The organism is Sphingomonas sp. PWP1-2, from assembly GCF_049898305.1.
Classification (GTDB): Bacteria; Pseudomonadota; Alphaproteobacteria; order Sphingomonadales; family Sphingomonadaceae; genus Sphingomonas; species Sphingomonas glacialis.
In genome coordinates, this window is record NZ_JAFCXM010000002.1 from 321488 (window position 1) to 343447 (window position 21960).

At 66.5% G+C, this 21960-nt stretch carries 19 protein-coding genes; 8 read left to right on the forward strand and 11 right to left on the reverse strand.

All coding sequences use genetic code 11. The features are described from left to right. The 5 genes from ACP7C5_RS06440 to ACP7C5_RS06460 form a co-directional block, all read right to left on the reverse strand. Positions 1-1521, reverse strand: a complete 1521-nt coding sequence (locus ACP7C5_RS06440; RefSeq protein WP_426263594.1) for a tryptophan halogenase family protein — start codon at positions 1519-1521, stop codon at positions 1-3. After that, positions 1518-3137 (reverse strand): alpha-amylase family glycosyl hydrolase, encoded by a 1620-nt coding sequence (locus tag ACP7C5_RS06445; RefSeq protein ID WP_426263595.1) that lies wholly within the window; start codon positions 3135-3137, stop codon positions 1518-1520. The genes ACP7C5_RS06440 and ACP7C5_RS06445 overlap by 4 nt, the downstream gene beginning before the upstream one ends. Before the next feature lie 5 nt (positions 3138-3142). After that, positions 3143-4957: an alpha-amylase family glycosyl hydrolase gene (locus tag ACP7C5_RS06450; protein WP_426263596.1), complete on the reverse strand. Its 1815-nt coding sequence runs from the start codon at positions 4955-4957 to the stop codon at positions 3143-3145. Continuing rightward, entirely contained in the window at positions 4954-6477 is a 1524-nt protein-coding gene (locus ACP7C5_RS06455; protein WP_426263597.1) for a tryptophan halogenase family protein, read from the reverse strand. The genes ACP7C5_RS06450 and ACP7C5_RS06455 overlap by 4 nt, the downstream gene beginning before the upstream one ends. An 81-nt stretch (positions 6478-6558) precedes the next feature. Further along, positions 6559-9513 carry a TonB-dependent receptor gene (locus tag ACP7C5_RS06460; protein ID WP_426263598.1) on the reverse strand — a complete coding sequence of 985 codons (2955 nt, stop codon included), beginning with the start codon at positions 9511-9513 and terminating at the stop codon, positions 6559-6561. Positions 9514-9724: 211 nt separating this feature from the next. Here ACP7C5_RS06460 and ACP7C5_RS06465 point away from each other — a divergent pair, with 211 nt between their 5' ends. Next, on the forward strand, positions 9725-10747 hold the full coding sequence (locus ACP7C5_RS06465; RefSeq protein ID WP_133188463.1) for a LacI family DNA-binding transcriptional regulator: 1023 nt from the start codon (positions 9725-9727) through the stop codon (positions 10745-10747). Between the two features lie 13 nt (positions 10748-10760). On the opposite strand, the gene ACP7C5_RS06470 is transcribed toward ACP7C5_RS06465, so the two are convergent. After that, positions 10761-11432, reverse strand: coding sequence for a DUF6445 family protein (locus ACP7C5_RS06470; protein ID WP_426263599.1), 672 nt, complete (start codon positions 11430-11432; stop codon positions 10761-10763). A gap of 63 nt (positions 11433-11495) precedes the next feature. Here ACP7C5_RS06470 and ACP7C5_RS06475 point away from each other — a divergent pair, with 63 nt between their 5' ends. Beyond that, positions 11496-13088: an MFS transporter gene (locus ACP7C5_RS06475; protein ID WP_426263600.1), complete on the forward strand. Its 1593-nt coding sequence runs from the start codon at positions 11496-11498 to the stop codon at positions 13086-13088. On the opposite strand, the gene ACP7C5_RS06480 is transcribed toward ACP7C5_RS06475, so the two are convergent. From ACP7C5_RS06480 to ACP7C5_RS06495, 4 genes are all read right to left on the reverse strand, one after another. Beyond that, positions 13081-13464 (reverse strand): response regulator, encoded by a 384-nt coding sequence (locus tag ACP7C5_RS06480; protein WP_133188459.1) that lies wholly within the window; start codon positions 13462-13464, stop codon positions 13081-13083. The genes ACP7C5_RS06475 and ACP7C5_RS06480 overlap by 8 nt on opposite strands. 53 nt (positions 13465-13517) lie before the next feature. After that, a complete protein-coding gene (locus ACP7C5_RS06485; protein WP_426263601.1) occupies positions 13518-15038 on the reverse strand; it encodes a PAS domain-containing sensor histidine kinase in 1521 nt (506 codons plus the stop codon). Next, on the reverse strand, positions 15035-15223 hold the full coding sequence (locus ACP7C5_RS06490; RefSeq protein ID WP_189674811.1) for an ion channel: 189 nt from the start codon (positions 15221-15223) through the stop codon (positions 15035-15037). The genes ACP7C5_RS06485 and ACP7C5_RS06490 overlap by 4 nt, the downstream gene beginning before the upstream one ends. Before the next feature lie 86 nt (positions 15224-15309). Next, a complete protein-coding gene (locus ACP7C5_RS06495; protein WP_426263602.1) occupies positions 15310-16047 on the reverse strand; it encodes a glycosyltransferase family 2 protein in 738 nt (245 codons plus the stop codon). A gap of 200 nt (positions 16048-16247) precedes the next feature. On the opposite strand from ACP7C5_RS06495, the gene ACP7C5_RS06500 reads away from it, so the two are divergent. From ACP7C5_RS06500 to ACP7C5_RS06515, 4 genes are all read left to right on the forward strand, one after another. Next, the gene (locus ACP7C5_RS06500) at positions 16248-17108 is read left to right on the forward strand and encodes an SMP-30/gluconolactonase/LRE family protein (RefSeq protein ID WP_426263603.1); all 861 of its coding nucleotides are present in this window, start codon (positions 16248-16250) and stop codon (positions 17106-17108) included. Next, positions 17105-18007, forward strand: coding sequence for a 2-dehydro-3-deoxygalactonokinase (locus ACP7C5_RS06505; protein ID WP_426263604.1), 903 nt, complete (start codon positions 17105-17107; stop codon positions 18005-18007). Before ACP7C5_RS06500 ends, ACP7C5_RS06505 begins: the two co-directional genes overlap by 4 nt. Next, positions 18004-18642: a 2-dehydro-3-deoxy-6-phosphogalactonate aldolase gene (locus ACP7C5_RS06510; RefSeq protein WP_426263605.1), complete on the forward strand. Its 639-nt coding sequence runs from the start codon at positions 18004-18006 to the stop codon at positions 18640-18642. The genes ACP7C5_RS06505 and ACP7C5_RS06510 overlap by 4 nt, the downstream gene beginning before the upstream one ends. Positions 18643-18707: 65 nt before the next feature. After that, positions 18708-19376 carry a FadR/GntR family transcriptional regulator gene (locus ACP7C5_RS06515; RefSeq protein WP_133188447.1) on the forward strand — a complete coding sequence of 223 codons (669 nt, stop codon included), beginning with the start codon at positions 18708-18710 and terminating at the stop codon, positions 19374-19376. Positions 19377-19384: 8 nt separating this feature from the next. Here the strand turns inward: ACP7C5_RS06515 and ACP7C5_RS06520 are convergent, their stop codons facing one another. Then, entirely contained in the window at positions 19385-19819 is a 435-nt protein-coding gene (locus ACP7C5_RS06520) for a MerR family transcriptional regulator (protein ID WP_426263606.1), read from the reverse strand. A gap of 348 nt (positions 19820-20167) precedes the next feature. Between ACP7C5_RS06520 and ACP7C5_RS06525 the strand changes: the two genes are divergently transcribed. Together ACP7C5_RS06525 and ACP7C5_RS06530 are read left to right on the forward strand one after the other, a co-directional pair. Continuing rightward, positions 20168-20578: a DUF2147 domain-containing protein gene (locus ACP7C5_RS06525; RefSeq protein WP_426263607.1), complete on the forward strand. Its 411-nt coding sequence runs from the start codon at positions 20168-20170 to the stop codon at positions 20576-20578. A gap of 47 nt (positions 20579-20625) precedes the next feature. Next, positions 20626-21930 (forward strand): OmpP1/FadL family transporter, encoded by a 1305-nt coding sequence (locus tag ACP7C5_RS06530; RefSeq protein ID WP_426263608.1) that lies wholly within the window; start codon positions 20626-20628, stop codon positions 21928-21930. Positions 21931-21960: the final 30 nt, after the last annotated feature.

Here is a 21960-nt window from a genome sequence, read left to right on the forward strand (position 1 = left end):
TTACCGGGGGAGGTGATCGGTATGCGGGCGGAAATTGTGCGCGCAGCGGCGTAGGAAGTCTTCGATCCTGACCATGTCGATCCGCTCGATATCGGGGCCGGGCGGCACGAGCCGCGCGCCGTCGGGGAAGGTGCCGTATCCAGCGAGCAGACAATGCCAGCTTATCGCGTTGTAATAGCGTGATATGTCGAGCTGGTCGATCGTCGCGGTGAGGTCGGCGCCGGTGAACCAGGCCGACATGACGTGCTTGAGCGTGTCGGACGGCTCGACCGCGCGCGCCGCCGCCCAATAGCCGTGCGGATCGGCGTGACGCTGGTTGAGCCGGTAATGCGCGACGATATAGTCGCGCACGCCGTCGTAGCGCGCGGCGATGCGGGCGTTGAAGGGGGCGCGGGCCTTCTCGGTGAACCCGTCGGCATCGACGGCGTCGAGGAACGCCTCGAGCGTGGCGATGACGATGTGGAGTGCGGTCGCCTCGAGCGGTTCGAGGAACCCCTGCGCCAGCCCGATCGCGAGCGCATTGTGCGACCAGCTTTCGGCGACGCGCCCGACGCGCATCGACAGGTGGCGCGCGGTGCCTTCGTCGCCGACCTTCAAGTGCGCGCGCAGCTCGGCCTCGGCCTGGTCGCGGCTGACATGGCGGCTGGAATAGACATAGCCGTTGCCGGTGCGGCTGGTCAGCGGGATGTCCCACACCCAGCCCGCCGACAGCGCGGTGGCGCGCGTCTGGCTTGCTAGCGGCGCGGCGTCGTCGCGTGGGGTGGGCATGACCACCGCGGAATCGTTGAACAATGTGTCGCCGTAACGGACGAACGGGACGGCAAGCGTGCCCTCGAACAACAAGCTGCGAAAGCCGCTGCTGTCGAGGAAGAGATCGCCCGCGATTCGTTCGCCATCGTCGCACAGCAACGCCGCGATGCCGCCATCGGCGCGCCGTTCGACGCTTTCGACGCGACGCTGGAGGTGAGTGACGCCGAGTTTGGTCACCGCATGCCGGCCGAGGAACGCGCCGACCTTGTAGGCGTCGAAATGATAGCCGTAGCTCACCTCGAACGGAAAGCTCTCCTCGGGCTGGGGCGCGCATCCGGCTGCGGCAAGCCGCGCCGGAAGCAGGAATTGGTCGGGATGCGCCGCGACGTCGCGGCCCGTCCGCCGGGCGCGCGTATTGTAGAAGAACGAGCCCGCGGTGTGGCTGTCGAGCGCGGTAGGGAAGGGGTGGAAGTAGCGCTCGAACCCCCGCCGGTCGGACCAGCCCGCAAAGCCGATGCCGAGCTTGTAGGTCGCATCGCAGGCCGGCATCCACTCGGCCTCGGCGATGCCGAGCCGGTCGAAAAAGCCTTTGAGCTGCGGAGTCGAGCCTTCGCCGACGCCGACGATGCCGATCTCGGGGCTTTCGACGAGCGTCACCCGCGCGTTCGGCCAGCGCTGCGCGATCAGGCATGCCGCGATCCAGCCTGCGGTTCCGCCGCCAAGGATCACGATCGCGCCGTCGCGGGCGAGGTCCTTGGCGGAATCGCTCACACGCGCAGCACCAAGCCGGCGAAGGCGGGGAGGGTGCCCGTCTCCAATTCGCCTGTAGCGAGCAGGATCCTACTCGTCGGTTCGATGCCCTCCGGCCAAGCCTGCGCGGCGTCGCTCATGTTGAACAGGCACAGCAGCCGCTCGCCATTCTCTTCGCGCTCGAACGCGAGCACGGCGGCGTCATTGTGGCGCATCCGAAGGTCGCCCGAACGCAATGCCGGATGTGCGTTGCGCGCAGCGATCACGCGGCGCGTCCAGTTGAGCTGCGACTCCGGATTTGCATCCTGCACATCGACCGCGAGCGCCGCATGGTCGCCGCCGAAGGGCAGCCACGGCGTTGCGCTTCCGAAACCGAGATCGGGTGCGTCGCCCGTCCACGGCATCGGCGTACGCGCGCCGTCGCGCGACAGCGTCATCGGCCAATTCGCGATCGCCTCGGGATCGAGCAGGTCCTCGAACGCGATGTCGACCTGCGTCAGCCCGAGCTCTTCGCCCTGATAGAGGAAGATGTTGCCGCGGAGACAAGCGAGCAGCAGCAGCTTCATCCGCGCGAAGGCGCGCGCATGATCGGGGCTCGTCCAGCGCGACACCGCGCGCGGCGCGTCGTGATTCTCGAACGCCCAGCTCGGCCAGCCGATCGTCGGATCGTTAGGCCAGCGCGCGAGCGAGTCCGCGACGAGCTCGGGCGTCAGCGCATCGGCGTAGAGGAAGTCGAAGCTGTATGCGCTGTCGAGCCGCTTGCCGCCCGCGGTGAACAGCTTCATCTCGCGGTCGCTATCCTCGCCGCCGATCTCGGCGACGGTGAAGCCAGCGCCATATTCGTCGAGCAACGCGCGGATCCGCTCGAGGAACGGCGGAATGTCGGCATGGCCCTGATTGTGGAGCTTGAGCTGGAAATCGAACGGCCGGGTCCGCGCCCGGTTGGTCGCGGGCGCAGGTGGGTTATCGGTCAGCGCGGGATCGTGCATTGCGAAGTTGATCGCATCGAGCCGGAAGCCGTCGACGCCGCGATCGAGCCAGAAGCGCGCGGTGTCGAGCAGTTCCTGCTGCACCGCCGGATTGTGCCCGTTGAGCTGCGGCTGTTCCTTCAGGAAATTGTGCAGATAATATTGCTGCCGCCGCGCGTCCCATGTCCACGCTGGGCCGCCGAACACCGATTGCCAGTTCGACGGCGGGCTGCCGTCGGGCTTTGCGTCGGCCCAGACGTACCAGTCGGCCTTGTCGCCCGACCGGCTCGCGCGGCTCGCCTCGAACCACGGATGCTCGTTCGACGTGTGCGAATAGACCTGGTCGATGATGATGCGCAGCCCGAGCGCATGCGCGCGCGCGATCAGCGTGTCGAAATCGGCGAGCGTCCCAAAGATCGGGTCGACGTCGCGATAGTTCGCCACGTCATAGCCGAAATCCTTCATCGGCGAGGTGAAGAAGGGCGACAGCCAGACGGCGTCCATCCCGAGCCCGGCGACGTATTCGAGATGCGCGGTGATGCCGTTGAGGTCGCCGATCCCGTCACCGTTCGAATCGGCGAAGCTGCGCGGGTAGATCTGGTAGATCGCGGCGCCCTTCCACCAGGGTTCGGGAGTTCCGGGAACGGGGTGTTGGGCAGGGGCGGACATAGGGCTCATTCGCTGGGGAGGCGTGCAGGAGTGGCGGCGCAGATGGCGTAGCCGAGCGGTGGGAGCGTGATCGCGGCCGAGCCGGGTGCGGTTACCGTGGCGGGGCAGGCGCCGACGAGCGTGGCGAAGCCGGCCGAGCGCGCGCCGACTTCGACATTGGCGCTGAGCGGCTGGTTCGAGGTGTTGAGGACGACGAGGATCTCGCGCCCGTCATCGTCGCCGCGCGTGAAGGCGAGCAGGCCGGGCTTGTCCGACGCGAAGCGGACGATGGTGCGACCGTGGCGCAACTGCGCGTGGGTCCGCCGGATCTGCGACAGACGCGCGATCGTCTGGAAGATCGGGTTGTCGGTGCCGAAATGCGCAGTCGCCGTCGTGCTGGTGGTGCCGATCAGACGATTGTCGTTGTAGCTCGCGACCTGGCTCGCAAACATATCCTCGCGCGCATCCTGGTCGCCGCCATGGCCGGTGAAGCCCTGCTCGTCGCCCGAATAGATCGTCGGCACACCGCGCGCCGAAAGGAGCAGGACGTGCGCGAGTTCGAGCCGCGCGAGGCGTTCTGCGTCGGTCGCCTTGGGCCAGGCCAGATCGAGCATGTGCCCCATCCGGCCCATGTCGTGGTTGCCGAGAAAGGTCGGCAGCCGCAGCGCGGTGGCGTCGCCGCCTTCGTACAGCACATCGCCGTCGATCAGCTTGGCGAAGACATCGGTCCCCGCCTTGCCGCTCAGCATCGCACGCGCGGCCGCCTGGAACGAGAAGTCGAGCACTTCGGGATAGCCGTCGCGGCGCGTGAACTGCGCGGTGTAGCCGGGGTCGACGCTTTCCGAATAGACTTCGCCGAAGATCGGGAAGTTGCGGATGCCGCGCGCGGCGGCGCGCGCTTGCATCGCCGGGATGAACGCCTGCCAGAACTCGGGATTGACGTGGCGTGCGGTGTCGATGCGGAACCCGTCGACGCCGAAGCGATCGATCCAGCCGCCATAGATCGCGATGAACCCGTCGATCACGCGCGGATCCTCGGTCATCAGATCGTCGAGCCCGCTGAAATCGCCGTAGCGCGCGGATTCGCCGGCGAATGTCGAGTCACCGCGATTGTGGTAATAGCGCGGATCGTTGAGCCACGTCGGAACCTTGACCTTCGCTTCCGCTGCCGGAACGAACGGCGTGTAGGCATAGGCCGGGTCGGTCAGCTTGGCGAAATTCTCGGGCGTTTGCACCGCATCGCCTGCAAAACCGGCGTTGATCGGTTTGCCCGTGACGCCAAGCCGGCGCTGGTATGGATAATCCGCCTTGCCGCGGTACGCACAACTCTTGCCGACGCATTCGCGGTACTGGATCACGTCGGCAGTGTGGTTGGCGATGATGTCCATATAGACCTTCATGCCCTTCGCGTGCGCCGCGTCGACGAACGCCGCGAACTCGGCGTTGGTGCCAAAATGCGGATCGACCTTCGTGAAATCGGTAATCCAGTAGCCGTGATAGCCGGCGCTCTCATGCCCCGCCGCGCCCTGCACCGGCTTGTTCTTGAACACCGGCGCGACCCAGATCGCGGTGACGCCGAGCGCCTGGATATAGTCGAGCCGCTGCAGCAGCCCCTTGATGTCGCCGCCGTGATAGAAACCCTTGGCGGTCGGGTCGTACCCCGTCGCCAGCCGGTCGCCGGTCAGCCCGCCTGTGTCGTTGGCCGGGTCGCCATTGTCGAAGCGGTCGGGCAGGACGAAATAGATGATCTCGTCCTCGGGCAGACGCGCGCGGACCTGTTCGACCGGGACTGCGGTCGCCGGACCGGCGAGCGCGAGCAGCAGCGCGGCGGTAAGGCTCACGCCGCCACCGGCGTCGGCGCGGCGCAGTGGCGCGCGATGAAATCGGCATGGCTTGGCATCTGGGCAACCTCGCGGGCGTTGAGCTGGTCGATCGTATCGAGGAATTCGGCGAGATCGGCGGCGGGGATCGCGTCGGCGAGCGGGTGGTGCCCAGCCGGAATCACGCCCTGGCCCGCGAACACCTGGAGCCAGCCGACCTCGGTGAAGAGCTCCTCATGCTCGCGCGTGATGTGGCCGTTGCCGCGCCACAGATCGATCTTGGCGGCAAGCGTTTCGGGCAACGTCGCCTCGCGGCACATCTGCCAGAACGGCTCGCTCCGGTCGTTGGCGTGATAATGCAGGATGATGAAGTCGCGGATGCGTTCGTATTCGAAGTCGCTCTGGCGGTTGAATTCGTCGCGGTCGGCTTGCGCGATGGCGCGTCCGGGCAGCAGCTTCATCAGCCGCGCGATCGCCGACTGGATCATGTGGATGCTCGTCGATTCGAGCGGCTCCATGAAGCCGCCCGACAGGCCGATCGCGACGACATTGCGGTTCCACATTTGCCGACGCTTGCCGGTGCGAAACTGGATCGGGCGTGGATCGGCAAGCGCTTCGCCATCGAGCCCCGCGAGCAGGGTTGCGGTCGCCTCGTCGTCGCTCAAATGCTGCGACGAATAGACGAGGCCGTTGCCGGTGCGGTGCTGCAGCGGAATGCGCCATTGCCAGCCCGCTGCCTTTGCGGTCGAGCGGGTGTACGGGGTGAACGCCGTGCTGCGTTCCGACGGCACCGCGATCGCGCGGTCGGCGGGCAGCCAGTGCGTCCAGTCGTCATAGCCGGTCTTGAGCGTCTGCTCGATCAGCAGCCCGCGAAACCCCGTGCAATCGATGAAGAGATCGGCGCCGAGCGTCGTCCCGTCCTCGAGCAGCAACGTCGAAATATCGCCGCGCTCGTCCTGGTCGACGCGGACGACCTTGCCTTCGATCCGGGTGACGCCGCGCGTCTCGCTGTAGCGGCGCAGATGGCGCGCATAGAGGCCTGCGTCGAAATGAAACGCGCTCGGCATGTCGGGCAATACGCGTGCGGTGCGCGCGGGGCCGCGCTGCATCCGGTCGGCGAGTGCCGCCTGATTGTTGAGCGAATAGGCGGCAAGATCGCGCGCCGACCCGAGCTTTTGCGCGCGCAGCCAATATTGGTGGAACGGCAGCAAGCCGACATCGCGCCCGACCGCGCCGAACGCGTGCATGTAGCGATGGCCTGGCCGCAGCCAGTCGACGAACTCGATACCGAGCTTGTAGGTGCCTTGCGTCGCGCGCAGGAACGCATCCTCGTCGAGCCCGAGCGCATCGTTGAACAAGCGGATCTGCGGGATCGTCGCTTCGCCGACGCCGACGGTGCCGATCTCTTCGGATTCGATCAGGTCGATCTCGAACCCGGTTTCGAGGAAACGCGCGAACGTGGCGGCCGCCATCCAGCCTGCGGTGCCGCCGCCCACGATGACGATCCGGATCGGTCCGGTCGGATCGGATAGAGTGGCCATGGTCCGCGTCCCCGCTTCTTCGACATTAGACTCGCGGAACGGCGGACGGCGAAAGGGTTTGCCGTCCGCCGTCGCACGCGGTCAGAACTTGTACGTGATGCCCAGATAGTAATCACGGCCATAGCGCTGGTAATCGATCACCTGGCGCGGGTCGTCATTCTGGTACGTCACGAACGGACGGTCGGTCAGGTTCTTCGCCTGCGCCAGGATCGCGAAGTTCTTGAGCGGACCGCTCTGGAACTCATAGCCGATCTGCGCATCGAGAATGCCTTCCGATCGCGCGGTGCGATAGGTCGGGTTGGCCGAGAGGCCCGCGACCTCGGCGAGGAACGACGAGCGATAGCGATAGTTCACCCGCGCCTGGAAGCCGTGCTTCTCGAAATACACCGTGCCGCTGCCGGTCCACTTCGACAGGCCGGGCAGGGTGATCGCCTGCGTTGGGTTGCTGACGAACTTGATCTCCGACTCGGTGTAGTTGCCCGAGACGAACATGCCGAAGCCGTCGAGCGCTTCGCTCACCATCTTGAAGGGGAGCGAGATCGTCCCTTCCACGCCGATCACGCTGCCGCGACCGGTATTGGCAGGCGCGCTGACGTTGCCGATCGCCAGCCGGTTCGCGGTGACGATCGCGCGCTGTGCCGGCGACAGGGCGCCGAGCAGCGAGGAGAAGTCATACGCGTAGCTGTTGTTCGGATCGACGAAGTCGGTGAGGTGCTTGTAATAGCCCGACAGCGCAACGTAGCCGCCGCCACGGAAATACTGCTCGAACGACATGTCGATGTTGGTCGACTTGTACGGCCGGAGCGCGACGTTGCCGCCCGACGAGGTAAACACCGGGTTGAGCCCGGGGTTGAAGTTGTTCGGCACGATATTGGCGATGTTGATCGCCACGTCCTGCGTCACGCGCTCCTGGTCGAGGCGCGGGCGCACCATCGTCTGCGAGGCACCAAGCTTGACATAGCCCAGCGGGACCAGCTCGACCGCCATCGTCGCCGAGGGCAGGACGTTGGTGTAGCTGTACTTTTGCGACGCAGGGGCGATCGTCACGACGCCGTTGACGACGCTCGCGATCTGGCCGGTCGAGCGCTGCTCGCTGTGGATGACCTGCGTGCCGATCGAGCCCTTGAGCGCCTTGCCGCCGACATCGCCGTCGATGTTGATCTTGGCGTAGCCGGTATAGACGTTCTCGGTCACGACGTTGTCGCGGACGAGCGACGACGGGCGGTTGTCGAAGAACGTGTTGTAGCTGTTGTTATACAGATACAGCGGATCGAGCGCGAGCACCGCGGGGACGCCGAGATAGTCAAGCGGGATCTTGCCGATCACCGCCTGGGTCGGGATCGGCGCCGAAGTCGGGGTGCCGCTCGCGACGGTGCAGTTGCTGCCGGCGCCCTTGGGGCACAGGAAGAACGACTGGTAGGCACTGGTCTTCTCGCGGCGGCTATAGTTGGCGCCGGCCTCCCAGCTCTTGATGATGCTGTTGTCGAATTCGCCGTTGAGGTTCGCGCGGAGCGACTTGAGGTCGTCCTTGAAACTCGGGCGGTTGAGGAAGCCCGACTGCACGACGGCCTGCGTGCCGTTATAGCCCCAGCCCTGCGGATCGGTCAGCTTGAACACGCTGGTGTTGGTATAGTCGAGCGTCGGCACGATCTTGTAGGTGCCGTTGCCCTGCTGCGAAACCCGGACGGTGTCGTCCGGGCCCGCGCCGCCATAGCCGACGCCGGTATAGGTCTCGAGCAGGAAGTCGGTGCGCGTCGCATGGCTCCAGCTCGCGTCGACGTTGAGGTGGATCTTGTCGCTGAGCTTGAGGTCGTTGTTCCAGCCGAGCGAGAAGTTCTCGGCCTTGCGCTGGTTATAATCGTTGCGCTGGATCGCATGGACGCCCGAGAAGGTCGTCGCGGTGGCGAAGCCGTTGGCGACGGTCACGCCGCTTTGCGTCGGGCTCGAGAAGCCGAGCGGGAATTCGATCCCGCGCAGGTGCTGCGTTTCCTCGAAGTGCGAATAGAGCGCGTCGAAAGTCGAGTGGAACACCTCCGACGGGCGCCATTCGATCGTCGCGACGCCGCCGTAGCGCTTGAGTTCGTTCGACTGGACATAGGGCTTTGCGCCGCCGAGCACGAACGGGCTCGCCGCGGTACCGGCACCGGCATAGCCCCACGCATTGTAGCGCTCGTCCTGCGACGGGGTGAGCGTCGCCGATGCGCCGAGCGCGATGCCGAGCGTGTCGTTGGCGAACTTGTCGACATACGTCGCCGACGCGCGATAGCCGTAGCGCGAGCTGTCGGGGTTGAGGTTCTTGATGCCGTTCATCTGGCCGCGAGCGCTGACCGCGAGAACGCGCTTGGCCTGATCGAGCGGGCGCAGCATGCGCAGATCGACCGTGCCCGAGATGCCGGCGGCGACGAGCGACGCGTCGGCCGATTTGTAGACGTTGACGGTCTTGAAGAATTCCGACGGATATTGGTCGTACTCGACGCCGCGATTGTCACCGACGGTGACTTGCTCGCGACCGTTGAGCAGCGTGGTCGAAAAGTCGGGGCCGAGACCGCGGATCGACAGGCGCTGGTCGCGGCCCTCGAGACGCTGCGCGGTGACGCCGGGAAGGCGGGCGAGCGAGTCGGCGATCGACACGTCGGGCAGCTTGCCGACGTCTTCGGCCGAGACCGAGTCGACGATCAGCACCGACTGGCGCTTGATCTTGGCCGAGGAGTCGAGGCCCGCGCGGATGCCGGTGACGACGATGTCGCCGTCGGGAGTGGTGTCCGCGGTCGGCGCAACGTCGGCGGCGGTCACGGGCGCCGGCGTCGTCGGCTGCGGCGTCGGATCGGCTTGGGTCGGCGTTGCTTCGACTTGCGCCTTGGCGGTCGGGTTCGCGTTCGCGGTCGTCGCGGCATCCTGCGCGTAGGCGGCGCTTGGCAGCAGCAGGGCAGCGGTGATCGCGGCGGTGCTGGTGTACAGCCCAAGGCGTGCCGACATGGAAATGCGGCGCAGCGGCGCGCACGCGCGGTCAGCGCGGCTCGGCTCGAAATCAGTCATGTGGTGTTCCCCATCAGGCGGGCCCGGCCCGCACATCCTCGCTTCAGTTTCCTCGACGTCGTGAAACAGCGTCGATTGGCCCGGCACGGCTATATTTCGGGCAGACACATTTCGAAAGGATCGGGCATACGTATTCACGAATGGGCTGTCGTCAGCCGATCGTTTGGCGCAGTATCGCGTGTGCCGTGTAGCGCAGGACCTGCTTTTCCCGATGGCCAGACGACCGACCTCCCTCGATATCGCGCAGCTGGCGGGCGTTTCGCAGCCGACCGTCTCGCGCGCCTTGCGGGGCGTGAAATCGGTCAATCCGCAGACGCGCGCGCGGATCGAGGCGATCGCGCGGAGTCTGCATTATGCGGTCGACAAGAACGCCTCGAGCTTGCGCAGCCAATCGTCCAACACGCTGGCATTGCTGTTTTTCGAAGAGGCAGCGGATGACGATGCCGCGATCAACCCGTTCTTCCTCTCGATGCTCGGATCGATCACGCGCGCTTGTGCGAAGGCCGGGTACGACCTGCTGATATCGTTCCAGCAGCTGTCGGGCGACTGGCACGTCGATTATCAGGACAGCCACAAGGCCGATGGGATCATCCTGCTCGGCTACGGCGATTACGAAGCGTACCGCGTGCGACTCGACCATCTCGTCGAGCAGGGGACGCATGTCGTGCGCTGGGGTGCGGTCGGGACGGGGCCCGCCGGGATCACCGTCGGATCGGACAATCGCGGCGGCGGGGCGTTGGCGACGGCGCATCTGATCGCGCAGGGACGGCGGCGGATTGCGTTCCTCGGCTCGGCCGACAGCCGGTATCCCGAGCTGCTCGAACGCTATCGCGGTTATCTCGATGCGCTGGCGAGCGCCGGGCTGACCGCCGATCCGATGTTGCGAGTCGATGCGACGACGGCGGAGGAACCGGGGCAGGCGGCGGTCGAAACGCTCGCCAGCCGCGGGGTGGCGTACGACGCGATCTTTGCCGCCAGCGACAGCATCGCGATCGGCGCGATGCGCGGCTTGGCGGCGGCGGGGCGGCGCGTGCCCGACGACGTCGCGATCGTCGGGTTCGACGATATCCCCTCGGCCTCGCTGACCAGTCCGCCGCTGTCGAGCGTCGTGCAGGATACGCGGCGCGCGGGCGAGGTGTTGGTCGAGACGCTGCTCGGCCAGTTGCGCGGCGGGATGTGCGAGGCGGCACCGCTCCCGACGCGGCTCGTCGTCCGCGCGAGCAGCGGCGGCTAGCGCCGGCGCGGTCTCAGTCGTCGAACAGGAAGAGGTTGAGCGTCAGGCGGCCCGCAAGCGGATCGGCACTGAGCACGACCTCGGGCGGGAGATGCGCGCAGTGGAGCGTGTTGCCGGGATAGACGAGTGCGCGGTTGAACGCGCCGGGCTGTAGCGCGATCTGTTCGTAGAGCGGCGTATCGCCGGCGATATAGGCGGGGTCTGGCATGCCGTGGGTGCGCACGCCCTCCTCCAGCGTCGCCTTGAAGCGATCGAGCCGGTCGGCATCGACGCTTTCGAAGCCCGTCTCGCGCTGGCGGTAGAAGGCGGTGCCACCCTGCGCGCCATGGCCGAGGAACAGCAGCAGCGCGATCCGGCGCGGCTCGACGCCATCGAAATGCGGCAGCCGCTGGATCGGCGCGAGCGCTGCGGGCGGGGTCGTGACGAGCGAATAATAGGCTTCCGATACGCCGGGCGCCGGATCCAACCCGAAATGGGTGGCGAGCAACGGGGCGATCTTGCGACGCATCGTCTCGGCGAGGCGCGCCGGGACTTCGGCGCGGACGCCGGGGTAATGCGGGCCGATCTCGCCCAGGCGCAACGCCGCTGCATCCTCGCGCAGCATCTCGGGGTCGGGCCAGAAGTCGTCGATCACGAGCAACGGGCGGCGCTCGTTGCCCTGATGATGGAGGCGCACGGTGTCCATGGCTGGCGTCATGTAACGCGCGTGGGGCGCTCGGCAAGGGTTTGTGCGGCGCTGCGCATTCGTATGCAGGCTTGTGCGGCCCCCGGCTTGTCGCCAGGCTCGCCGACAAACACGCCCCGCCGATCGTCAGGCGCCGGGCAGGGGAGGCCAGAGTTGAACGAAAAACCGGTGCAGGGCTTTGGCGGCCTGTGGAATATCAGTTTCGGCTTTTTCGGCATCCAGATCGGCTTCGCGCTGCAAAACGCCAATATGAGCCGGATCTTCCAGACGCTCGGCGGCTCGCTTGACGACCTCTCGTATCTGTGGGTCGCCGCGCCGCTGACCGGGCTGCTGATCCAGCCGATCATCGGCCATTACAGCGACCGGACGTGGAACCGGCTCGGCCGGCGGCGGCCGTATTTCCTCGCGGGCGCGGTGCTCGCGGCGCTCGCTTTGTTTGTCATGCCCGAGGCCAGGATCCTGTGGTTCGCGGCGGTGACGCTGTGGGTGCTCGACGCCTCGATCAACGTCTCGATGGAGCCGTTCCGCGCGTTCGTCGGCGATATGCTGCGCAAGGATCAGCACACAGCGGGCTATGCGCTGCAAACCGCCTTCATCGGTGCGGGCGCAGTGGTCGGGTCGATCTTCCCGTTCGTGCTGGCGCATCTCGGCGTCTCGGGAACAGCGCTCGGCGGGGTGCCCGACACGGTGCGCTACAGCTTCTGGTTCGGTGGCGCGGCGCTGCTGCTCGCGGTTCTGTGGACCGTCGGCAACGTCAAGGAATACAGCCCGGCGCAAATGGCCGCATTCGGCGAGCGCGACCCCGTTGAAGGCGTGGGCGAACCGATGCGCGCGCTCGCCGCGCGCGGGCTGGGGCGCAGCCTCGCGTGGATCGTCGGCGGCGTGGTGATCGTCGCCGCGGTGCCGCTGCTCGCGTTGCAGAAGGAAGTGTATCTGCTCGGTGCGCTGTTGATCGCCTACGGCATCGCGAGCATCTTCGCGATCCGCCTCGCCCGCGGCGGGAATACCGGTAACGCGCTCAGCATGATCGTCGGCGATTTCGCGGGCATGCCGCTCGTGATGAAGCGGCTGGCGCTGGTGCAGTTCTTCAGCTGGTCGGCGCTGTTCATCATGTGGATCTTCACCACCCCCGTCGTCGCGCAATACATGTTCGGCGCGAGCGATCCGAAGAGTGCCGCCTACAATGCCGGTGGCGACTGGGTCGGCGTGCTGTTCGCGGTCTATAACGGCGTCGCGGCGCTGGCCGCCTTGCTCCTTCTGCCGCGCCTCGCCGTACGGATCGGCAAGGTCCGGACGCATATCGCCTGCCTGCTGTGCGGGGCCACGGCTTATGCCAGCTTCTTCGTGATCCGCGATCCCAACTGGCTGATCCTGAGCGAGATCGGCGTCGGCATCGCCTGGGCGTCGATCCTGGCAATGCCGTATGCGATCCTCGCCTCGAGCCTGCCGCAAGCCAAGCTCGGCATCTATATGGGGCTGTTCAACGTCTTCATCGTCGTGCCGCAATTGCTCGTCGCGACGGTGATGGGGTCGGTGCTCAAGGCGTTCTTCCCGACCGAGCCGATCTGGACGATGGCGTTCGCCGCGATCGTGATGGCGCTGGCTGCGCTCGCGATGTTGCGGGTTCCCGAGACGGGGGATCGCGCGGTCAGCTGAACGTGATTGCGGCGATCAGGTCGGCCTGGTGGACCGGCTTTTCGAGCACTGCGGCAAAACCCGAAGCGCGGGCGCAGTGTTCCTGCTCGTGCGACGGATTGCTGGTGATCAGCACCGCACGCCCGTCCCACCCGCGGCTTTGCAGGATGCGCAAGATCGCGATCCCGTTGCTGCCGGGCGGGGCATAATCGGTGATCAGGATGTCGGTCGCATCGGCATAGCCACCCTGCAGCACCGGCGCAGCAGTGCCGAACGAGCGCACCTCGTAGCCATGCCATTGCAACGCCAACTGCAACTGGCGGCGAACGCTCTCATCGGCGTCGATCAGCACAATACGGGTGCGGCGGGGCGGTTTGGCGGCGGCAAGGTCTGACATAGGTACCCGGGGAATAGGAACGCCGGTCCTGCCGCGAGCGCGACGCCGCGTCGCTACGTAATGGTCCGGGTGTCGGTGGCGTCGGGCGCGCCGCGGACTGTAAAATGAAACGCGGTTCCGCCGTTTGGCCGTGGTACCGCCCAGATCCGGCCTTCGTGCGTTTCGACGATCGTCCTGCAGATCGACAGACCAAGCCCCATGCCGCTTTTCTTGCTGGTGGCGAACGCCTGGAACAGGCGTGGCGCGACCGCGGGATCGATCCCGGGGCCCGTGTCGGCGACGATGATCTCGATCATGTCGCCCGCCGCGGCGCGCACGCTGATCGTCACGTCGCGCGTCAGCGACATCTCTACCGCCTCGACCGCATTGCGCACCAGATTGACCACGACTTGCTGGATCTGCACGCGATCGACGAGGGCGTGCGCGGCATCGCTCTCGAACGCGAAGAAAGATCGCACACCGCGCTCGCGCGCGCCGATGAGTGCCAGCGCGCTGGCTTCCTCGATCAGCGGGCGCAGCGGAACGACGCGGCGATCGACTTCGCCGTGCGATACGAAGTCGCGCAAGGCGCGCACGATGTCGCCGGCGCGGAGCGTTTCCTTGGCCGATTGATCGACCGCTTCGCGCAGATAGCCGAGCGTATCGGCATCGGGCGCGTCGAGCAGATCGCGGCTCGCCTCCATGTAATTGGCGATTGCGGTCAGCGGCTGGTTGAGTTCGTGCGCCAGCGTCGACGCCATCGTCCCCATCGCGCTGAGGCGAGAGACGTGGATCAGCTCGGATTGCAGCTCCTTCAGCCGCAATTCGCTGCGTTGCTGTTCGGTCAGGTCGCGGATGAAGCCGGTGAAGATGCGCCGCCCGGTACTGCTCGCCTCGCCGACCGAAAGCTCCATCGGGAAGGGAGTGCCATCGCGACGCATCCCCACCACGACTCGACCGATGCCGATGATGCGGCGTTCGCCCGTCGTCAGATAATGGCTGAGATAGCTGTCATGGCGGTCGCGGTCGGGGCTCGGCATCAGCATGCTGACGTTGCGGCCGACCAATTCGGCCTCGGCATAGCCGAACAGCCGCTCGGCCGCCGCGCTGAACGACAGGATGCGGCCGCGTTCGTCGATCACGATCATCGCATCGGGCACGGTTTCGAGGATCGAGCAGACGTGCTGCTCGCTATCGGCAAGCGCTGCCTCGGCGGCGCGACGCGCGGTGATATCGTACACGCTTTGCCCATAGCCAAGCAGCGCGCCTGCCGGATTGCGCAACGCGACGAGCGTTGAATCCGCCAGGAATTCGGAACCGTCGCGGCGAATCCGCCAGGCTTCCTTGCGCGTCGTGACGTCTTTCTGCGCTTGCGCCAGATCGGCCGCGGGGTCGCCGCGTTCGGCATCGGCGGGGGGGTAAAACAGCATGAAGGACTGTCCGATGATCGCCTCTGCACTCCAGTCGGTCAGAATTTCGGCACCGCGATTCCAGCTCATCACCAAGCCCGCGGGATCGAGCAGGAACTGCGCGCGATCGGTCGTGCTGTTGACGAACAGGGCGAAGGCATCGGCCAGCGGGTCCGTGGCGGTCACCGTAATGTCTCTATCTCCCCTTCGACAAACCGGATTCGGCCGACCGCCGCGACGAAGAAGGCCGTCGACCAGCCCCGCAGGATGACGCCGTTGGCGCCCTCGCTCGCGCCGACGATCGCCCACGAACGGACAAGTACCACATCCCCATAGCCGATGGTGGCGGAGGTAGGTGTCGAAAAATACAAACCGCTCTCAAATCGGGCCGCGCGTGGGTCGGGCTGTACAGCGCGGCATAGCGTTCCCGGCCCGCACGATGTCGTCCACGGGGGAGCTAGCGGATGTCCTCATACCCTTTGGTCGCGGGTTTGCCGCGCAGCATGATCGACGCATAATTGGCGAGGTAGATCCCCGCGACCTTCGCAAAGCCCTGTTTCTGCATGCGACGGCCCGATGTCGGCATGACGAAGCGCGGTGAGAACAGGACCTTTCCCTGCTGCTTGGCGCGCTTGGCGATGTCGACGTCCTCGCCGTAGAATTCGATCGAGCTGTCGAAGCCGCCCATTTTCTCGAGAACATGGCGCGGAATCGCGAAATTGCCGCCGACCATCAGATAGCCGGTGATCCCGTAGATCGATCGTGCCGCGACGAACCACGCGGTCGACACGCGATTGCGCAAGCCGCTCAGGTCGTAAAAGCTGTAGGGGCCCGACAGGCAGGCAAGATCGCGGTTCGCGGCGAACTGCTCCCAGATCTGCTCGATCCAGCCGGCGGGCGGATGCGTATCGGCGTCGACATATGCCAGAATATCGCCGCTGGACGCGATCAAGCCGCGCTGCCGTGCGCGCGTGATGCCCTTGTTCGGCTCGAACACATATTTGACCGAAGGGTAGCGCTCGACCACCGCCTTGGTGCCATCGGTGCTGTTATTGTCGACGACGATGATCTCGAACGCCTTGCCCGCGACGTTGCGCATGACCGCATCCAAGCAGGCCGGGAGATAGTCCTCCTCGTTATACGCCGGGATGATGAGGCTGATTGTCGGCGTTCGAACTTGGGGTAAGCCGGTCATGCGGCGCAGGTGCCCGATTATCGACCGCAAGGCTAGCGGGGATAACGCAAAAAGTCGGAGAATTGGGATGCATGCGGCATAGCCTGGCGGCGGCCCGTGACCCGATTTGCCGCGACGCTTCGGCGATTGCCCGATCCCTGCGGCTTAATTATATGATCGATCACACATTATCGGCCGCGAGGTCAGGATCGGAGAGCGCTGTGTCACAAAGTCGTTTGGTTTGGCCGGTCGCCGCAACGCTCGGCGAGGGGCCTGCCTGGGTCGATGGCGTGCTGTGGTTCGTTGATATCAAGTCCGGCGCGATCCATCGCTATGATCCGGGTACCGACACGCGCGAGAGCTTTGCCGTCGGCGGAGCGCCAAGCTTCATCGTTCCAACCGCGGATGGCGCGCTGTTGGTCGGTAATCGCGGTGCGCTCCAGCTGTTCGACGGCGCGGCGCTCGGGGCGCCGATCGCGACGGTGCCGATGCCCGATCATAACCGGACCAACGATGCCACGGTCGACCCGCAGGGCCGGCTCTGGTTCGGCACGATGGACGACGAAGAGTCGCGGCCGAGTGGCGCGGTCCACACCTACGACGGTGACAGCATCACCGTGGTCGGCGGCGAATGCACGATCACCAACGGCCCCGCGATCAGCCCCGACGGGCGCTTCCTCTATCATGTCGATACGCTCGCTGGCACGATCCACCGCTTCGACATCGCGACCGATGCGCAATTGCGCGACGGCACGCTGTTCGCGACGATCGCGCCGGAGGATGGCAATCCCGATGGCGTGACGGTCGATGCGGAAGGGTGCGTCTGGGTCGGTCTGTGGGGTGGCTGGGAAGCGCGACGCTACGCGCCCGACGGCAGCGTATTAATGCGCGTCGCCGTGCCGTGCGCCAATGTCACCAAGGTGGCATTCGGCGGGCCCGATTTGCGGACCGGCTATGTCACCACCGCGCGCGCCGGACTGTCCGACGCCGATCTCGCCGCGCAACCGCTTGCCGGCGGGCTGTTCGCGTTCGATGCGCCTGCCCCCGGACTACCGCTTCCTGCCGTCAGGATCGTGCGATGAGCTACCGCATCGTCGGCGATTGGGGCACCAGCCGGTTGCGGCTGTTTCGCATCGAACACGGCGCTGTCGTCTCGCGCGCCGAGGGCGCTGGTATCGGCGCGCTCGATGGCACGCCCGAGGCGGCGCTGCGCAACGCGATTGCGCCGTGGCGCGCCGACGGCGCTGCCGAGTCGATCGCGCTGTGCGGAATGGTCGGGTCGCGCAACGGCTGGATCGAAGTGCCCTATGCGGGGTGTCCTGCCGATGTCGCGGGCTGGCTCGCCGGGGCTGGGCAGGTTGCGCTCGACGGGGTGCCGGTCACGATCATGGCCGGGCTCGCTTGCACCGCGCCGTCGGGCGGCCCCGATGTGATGCGCGGCGAGGAAACGCAACTCTTCGGGGCGATCGCGCGCGATCCTGCGCTGCGCGTGGGACGCCATCGCCTTGCTCTGCCGGGCACGCACAGCAAATGGGCGACGATCGAGGATGGGCGGATCACCGGCTTCCAGACCTTCTTCACCGGCGAGCTGTTCGCGCTGCTGCGCGATCGCTCGACGCTGCTGCGCGCGGCCAGCCAGGGCGACGCCGACCCTGCCGCCGAGCAGGCAGGCTTCGCCCACGGTCTCGCGCGGGCGAACGACAGAGACATGGTGCTCGGCGCGCTGTTCGAGGCGCGCAGTGCGCAGCTCATCGACGGGCGTTCGCCCGATTGGGCCGTCGGCTATCTGTCGGGCCTGCTGATCGGTCGCGAGATCGCCGAGGTCGCCCCCGCCGCGGGCGAGACGATCGGGCTGATCGGCGATCCCGCGCTCTGTGCCCGCTATGCCCGTGCGCTCGTCGCGCGCGGGACCGATACGAAATTGCTCGATGGCGATGCCTGTGCGCTCGCCGGGCTTGCCTTGTTGGAGACTGACCGATGACGATCGACGATCTGCTGGCCGCTGGTGCCCCGCCCGTCGTGGCGATCCTGCGCGGGATACGGCCCGATGAGGCGCTCCCCGTCGCCGAGGCGCTCGTGAAGGCCGGCGTTCGCATTATCGAGGTGCCGCTCAACTCGCCCGATCCGTTCACCAGCATCGCCGCGATCCAGCAGGCGTTCGGCGACACTGCGGCGATCGGCGCGGGCACGGTGCTCGATCTTGCCGGGGTCGAGGCGCTGGCGGCGACCGGGGCGACCGTGATGGTCACGCCCAACACCGCGCCCGCGCTGATCGCGCGCGCGGTCGAGCTCGGGCTTGAGCCGATGCCGGGCTTCGTCACGCCGAGCGAGGCGTTCCGCGCGATCGATGCGGGTGCGCGGCGGATCAAGCTGTTCCCGGCGGTCGCGCTTGGCCCGAACTACCTCAAGGCGATCCGCGAAGTGCTGCCGCGGCATGTCGCGGTGTGGGGCGTCGGCGGCACGGGGGCCGACAATTTCGGGGAATGGCTCGCCGCGGGCGCCGAGGGGATCGGCGTCGGGGGCGCGCTCTACCGCCCGGGCGACGATGCCGCGCGCGTCGGCGCCCAGGCTGATGGCCTGATCGCAGCCTGGCGCGCTGCTCGCGCGTCGTTGTGACCAGCGGCGAGGGACCCGAGCCGCACGACGTCCGCAGCTCGCTCGGACGCAATCTTACGCACGGGATGCTCGATGCGTTGGGGCGGGCGATCGTGACGGGGGTGTATACGGACAAGCGTTTCCCGACCGAAGCCGATCTCGCGAGCCAGCACGGCGTCAGCCGATCGGTGACACGCGAGGCGGTCAAGATGCTCACCGCCAAGGGGCTGCTGTCGGCCCGGCCGCGCCAAGGGACGATCGTCCAGCCGGCCGAGTCGTGGAACCTGTTCGATGCCGATGTGCTCGGCTGGTTGCTCGAGCGGAAATTCTCGCTCGGGCTGCTGCGGCATTTCAGCGAGCTCCGCATCGCGATCGAGCCCGCTGCAGCGGAGCTTGCCGCGCGCAATGCGGGCGCGGGCGGGCTCATCGCCATCCGCGCGGGCTACGCGCGGATGGTCGCGGCTGAGGCGGGCGAGGATGACTCGCTCGACGCCGATATCGCGTTCCACGTCGCGATCCTGCGCGCCGCCGGCAACCCGTTCTTCGCGCAGTTCGAGGACGTCGTGACGACCGCGCTGCGCTCGTCGATTCGCTTCACCAATCGTTTCAAGGGCCGCAGCGCCGATCTCGCGGCACACGGCGCGGTGCTGCGTGCAATCGAGGCAAGGGACGGCCTGGCGGCGCAGCATGCGATGCAGCAGATCATCGCCGACGTGCTGGCGCTGATCCTTGCGCGCGAGCACGACGACACGTGATCGGACGGCTAGGCCTCGCGCGGCGCAGCGTCCGACGACAGGACGACACGCGGGCGGCGGGGTTTGGGCACGCGTGCCAAGGCTTCGCGCTCGATCTTCTCGAGCTCGACGAGCGTCTCGGCGATCGCCTCCTGCTGCGCGGCGAGCCGGTCGATCCGCTGGCGGCATCGCTGCGCGAGCGCGCGCATCTGTTCGACATGCTGCGGATCGGTATCGTAGAGATCGAGAAATTCGACGATATCGCGTAGCGTGAAGCCGAGCCGTTTGCCGCGCAGGATCAACCGCATCCGCGCGATCTCGCGCCGCGTGTAGACGCGGATCGCGCCGACCCGGCACGGGGTGATCAGCCCCTTATCCTCATAGAAACGCAACGTGCGGGGCGTGACGTCGAGCATGCGCGCGACCTCGTTGATCCCCGTCAGATCCTGCATCGGCTCTTTCATTCACGCCCTCGATCCAAGGACGCCGACCCTTGCCGGACCACCGGCGAGCAACGGACACGCTCCTTTGTCGAATGCGTGGCGATCAACGTCTTGGCCTGTGTGTTGCGGATTTCATCGCGTTGGGGAAGCGCGATCTTGCGGTGTTGCCGGGTTGGTGTGCCCGAGCGGTACCGACAAGTGCTTGACTTGTCGGCATACGAATCTACTGCGAGCCATCTGCCGCATACGTCAACGGGCTCGCCATTAGGGCCGAAACGGAGCGACACCAGAACCGACCGTGCGGGGATCGCTCAAGCACGGCAACCACGATTGCACCACCGAGATGGTGGTGCTTGGAGAGGAACGTATATGTCCCTGCTGCTCATTGGCGTCCTGCTCGCCGGCGCCCCCGCCACCGCCGACACCGTGATCGGCCGCTGGAAGACCGAGACGCTCAATGCCATTGTCGAGATCAGCCGCTGCGGCGCCTCGATCTGCGGTAAAGTCGTCACGTCCGATGCGATCCGCGCCAATCCTTCGCTCAAAGACGCCAAGAATTCGGACGAAAAGCTGCGCACGCGTCCTGTCCAGGGAATGCTGATGCTGAGCGGCTTTGCACCCGACAAGGACGGCGTATGGGCCAACGGCCAAGTCTACAATGCCGAGGACGGCCACACCTATAGCGGTCGTATCACCCCCGTTGGCAGCGACCGGCTCAAGCTGCGCGGCTGCGTCTTCTTCCCGCTCTGCAAGACGCAAACGTGGACGCGCGTGCGCTGAGCCCACGTTCTTTCTTCCCCCTCGAAAAGTCAGTTCAGGAATATATCATGGTTATCCGTTGCAAGGCCCCGTTGCTGGCCGCGTCTGCACTCGTCTCGACCGTCGGCTTCGCCGGCGTTGCGCACGCCGATGCTTTCTATCTCCAGTCACAGACCACGGTCGGCGCGGGGCGTTCGTTCTCGGGTGAAGTCGCCGACACGGGACCGTCGTCGCTGTGGTGGAACCCTGCCGCGATCGCCGGGATCACCGACACCGAAGTCCAGGTCAGCGCGACTGCAATCCTGCCCAAGGGTGACGTCGTCGACAACGGCACGCTGATCGCGCGCCCCGGCCAGGCCTTCGCGCCGATCGGCGGACAGACCCGCTCGCGCAATCCGATCAACAACGGCGTGCTGCCGAGCGGATCGGTCGCATATCCGATCAACGACCGGATCGCGGTCGGCCTCGCGGTGACGTCGCCGTTCAGCTTCACCACCGATTACGACGCCAATAGCTGGACGCGCTACAGCGCCGACAAGACGCGCCTGCGCACGATCGACATCCAGCCCTCGATCGGCGTGGTGCTGACCGACTGGCTGCGCGTCGGCGGCGCGCTCAACGTCGAATATACCGACGCTTACCTCAGCAACGCGCTGCCCAACGTCTCGGCGGCACTGCCCGACGGCAACCAGACGCTGCGCGGCGACGGCTGGGACTTCGGCTGGACCGCAGGCGTCCAGCTCCACAACAAGCTCGTTTCGGTCGGCATCAGCTACAAGTCGAGCATCAAGCACACGCTCAAGGGCGATCTCACCGTTGCCGGGCTGGTCGGGCCGCTCGCGGCGCAGAACCGTTCGCTCTCGGGTGTCCAGGCACAGTTCAACACACCGGGTCAGGTGATCGTCGGTGGCCGCCTGCGCGCAACCGAAGCGCTGACGCTCAACGCACAGGTCGTCGCGTATAACTGGAGCAAGTTCGACGCGATCCGCCTCGGCGCGCCGCTCAACGTCGCACTGCCCGAGAACTACCGCGACAGCTGGAGCCTCGCCGGCGGTTTCGATTACGCGGTCAGCCCCAAGGCGACGGTGCGTGCCGGCGTGCAGCGCGCGGTGACCCCGACACAGGATGGCCTGCGGGACGCGCGCGTGCCCGATTCGAACCGCTGGACCTATTCGGCGGGCGGCAGCTATCGCATGAGCAACCACATGACGATCGATGCGGCGGCGAGCTATGTCGATTTCAAGGACACGACGATCGACCGTGCGACCGCAGCCTATGCCGGCACCGCCGCGCAGACGGTCATCCTGACCAAGGGCCTGCTGCAGAACGCGCATGCCGTCGTGCTGTCGCTTGGCGGGCGCTTCAGCTTCTGATCGAACGGACATTCGGGGATCTTGCAATCC

Excerpts from the sequence above, each read along its gene's own strand:
- ACP7C5_RS06445 (WP_426263595.1), bottom strand. The coding sequence starts at position 3,137 with ATGTCCGCCCCTGCCCAACACCCCGTTCCCGGAACTCCCGAACCCTGG.
- ACP7C5_RS06455 (WP_426263597.1), bottom strand. The coding sequence starts at position 6,477 with ATGGCCACTCTATCCGATCCGACCGGACCGATCCGGATCGTCATCGTG.
- ACP7C5_RS06460 (WP_426263598.1), bottom strand. The coding sequence starts at position 9,513 with ATGACTGATTTCGAGCCGAGCCGCGCTGACCGCGCGTGCGCGCCGCTG.
- ACP7C5_RS06465 (WP_133188463.1), top strand. The coding sequence starts at position 9,725 with ATGGCCAGACGACCGACCTCCCTCGATATCGCGCAGCTGGCGGGCGTT.
- ACP7C5_RS06470 (WP_426263599.1), bottom strand. The coding sequence starts at position 11,432 with ATGGACACCGTGCGCCTCCATCATCAGGGCAACGAGCGCCGCCCGTTG.
- ACP7C5_RS06475 (WP_426263600.1), top strand. The coding sequence starts at position 11,496 with ATGCAGGCTTGTGCGGCCCCCGGCTTGTCGCCAGGCTCGCCGACAAAC.
- ACP7C5_RS06480 (WP_133188459.1), bottom strand. The coding sequence starts at position 13,464 with ATGTCAGACCTTGCCGCCGCCAAACCGCCCCGCCGCACCCGTATTGTG.
- ACP7C5_RS06495 (WP_426263602.1), bottom strand. The coding sequence starts at position 16,047 with ATGACCGGCTTACCCCAAGTTCGAACGCCGACAATCAGCCTCATCATC.
- ACP7C5_RS06505 (WP_426263604.1), top strand. The coding sequence starts at position 17,105 with ATGAGCTACCGCATCGTCGGCGATTGGGGCACCAGCCGGTTGCGGCTG.
- ACP7C5_RS06510 (WP_426263605.1), top strand. The coding sequence starts at position 18,004 with ATGACGATCGACGATCTGCTGGCCGCTGGTGCCCCGCCCGTCGTGGCG.
- ACP7C5_RS06515 (WP_133188447.1), top strand. The coding sequence starts at position 18,708 with ATGCTCGATGCGTTGGGGCGGGCGATCGTGACGGGGGTGTATACGGAC.
- ACP7C5_RS06520 (WP_426263606.1), bottom strand. The coding sequence starts at position 19,819 with ATGAAAGAGCCGATGCAGGATCTGACGGGGATCAACGAGGTCGCGCGC.
- ACP7C5_RS06525 (WP_426263607.1), top strand. The coding sequence starts at position 20,168 with ATGTCCCTGCTGCTCATTGGCGTCCTGCTCGCCGGCGCCCCCGCCACC.
- ACP7C5_RS06530 (WP_426263608.1), top strand. The coding sequence starts at position 20,626 with ATGGTTATCCGTTGCAAGGCCCCGTTGCTGGCCGCGTCTGCACTCGTC.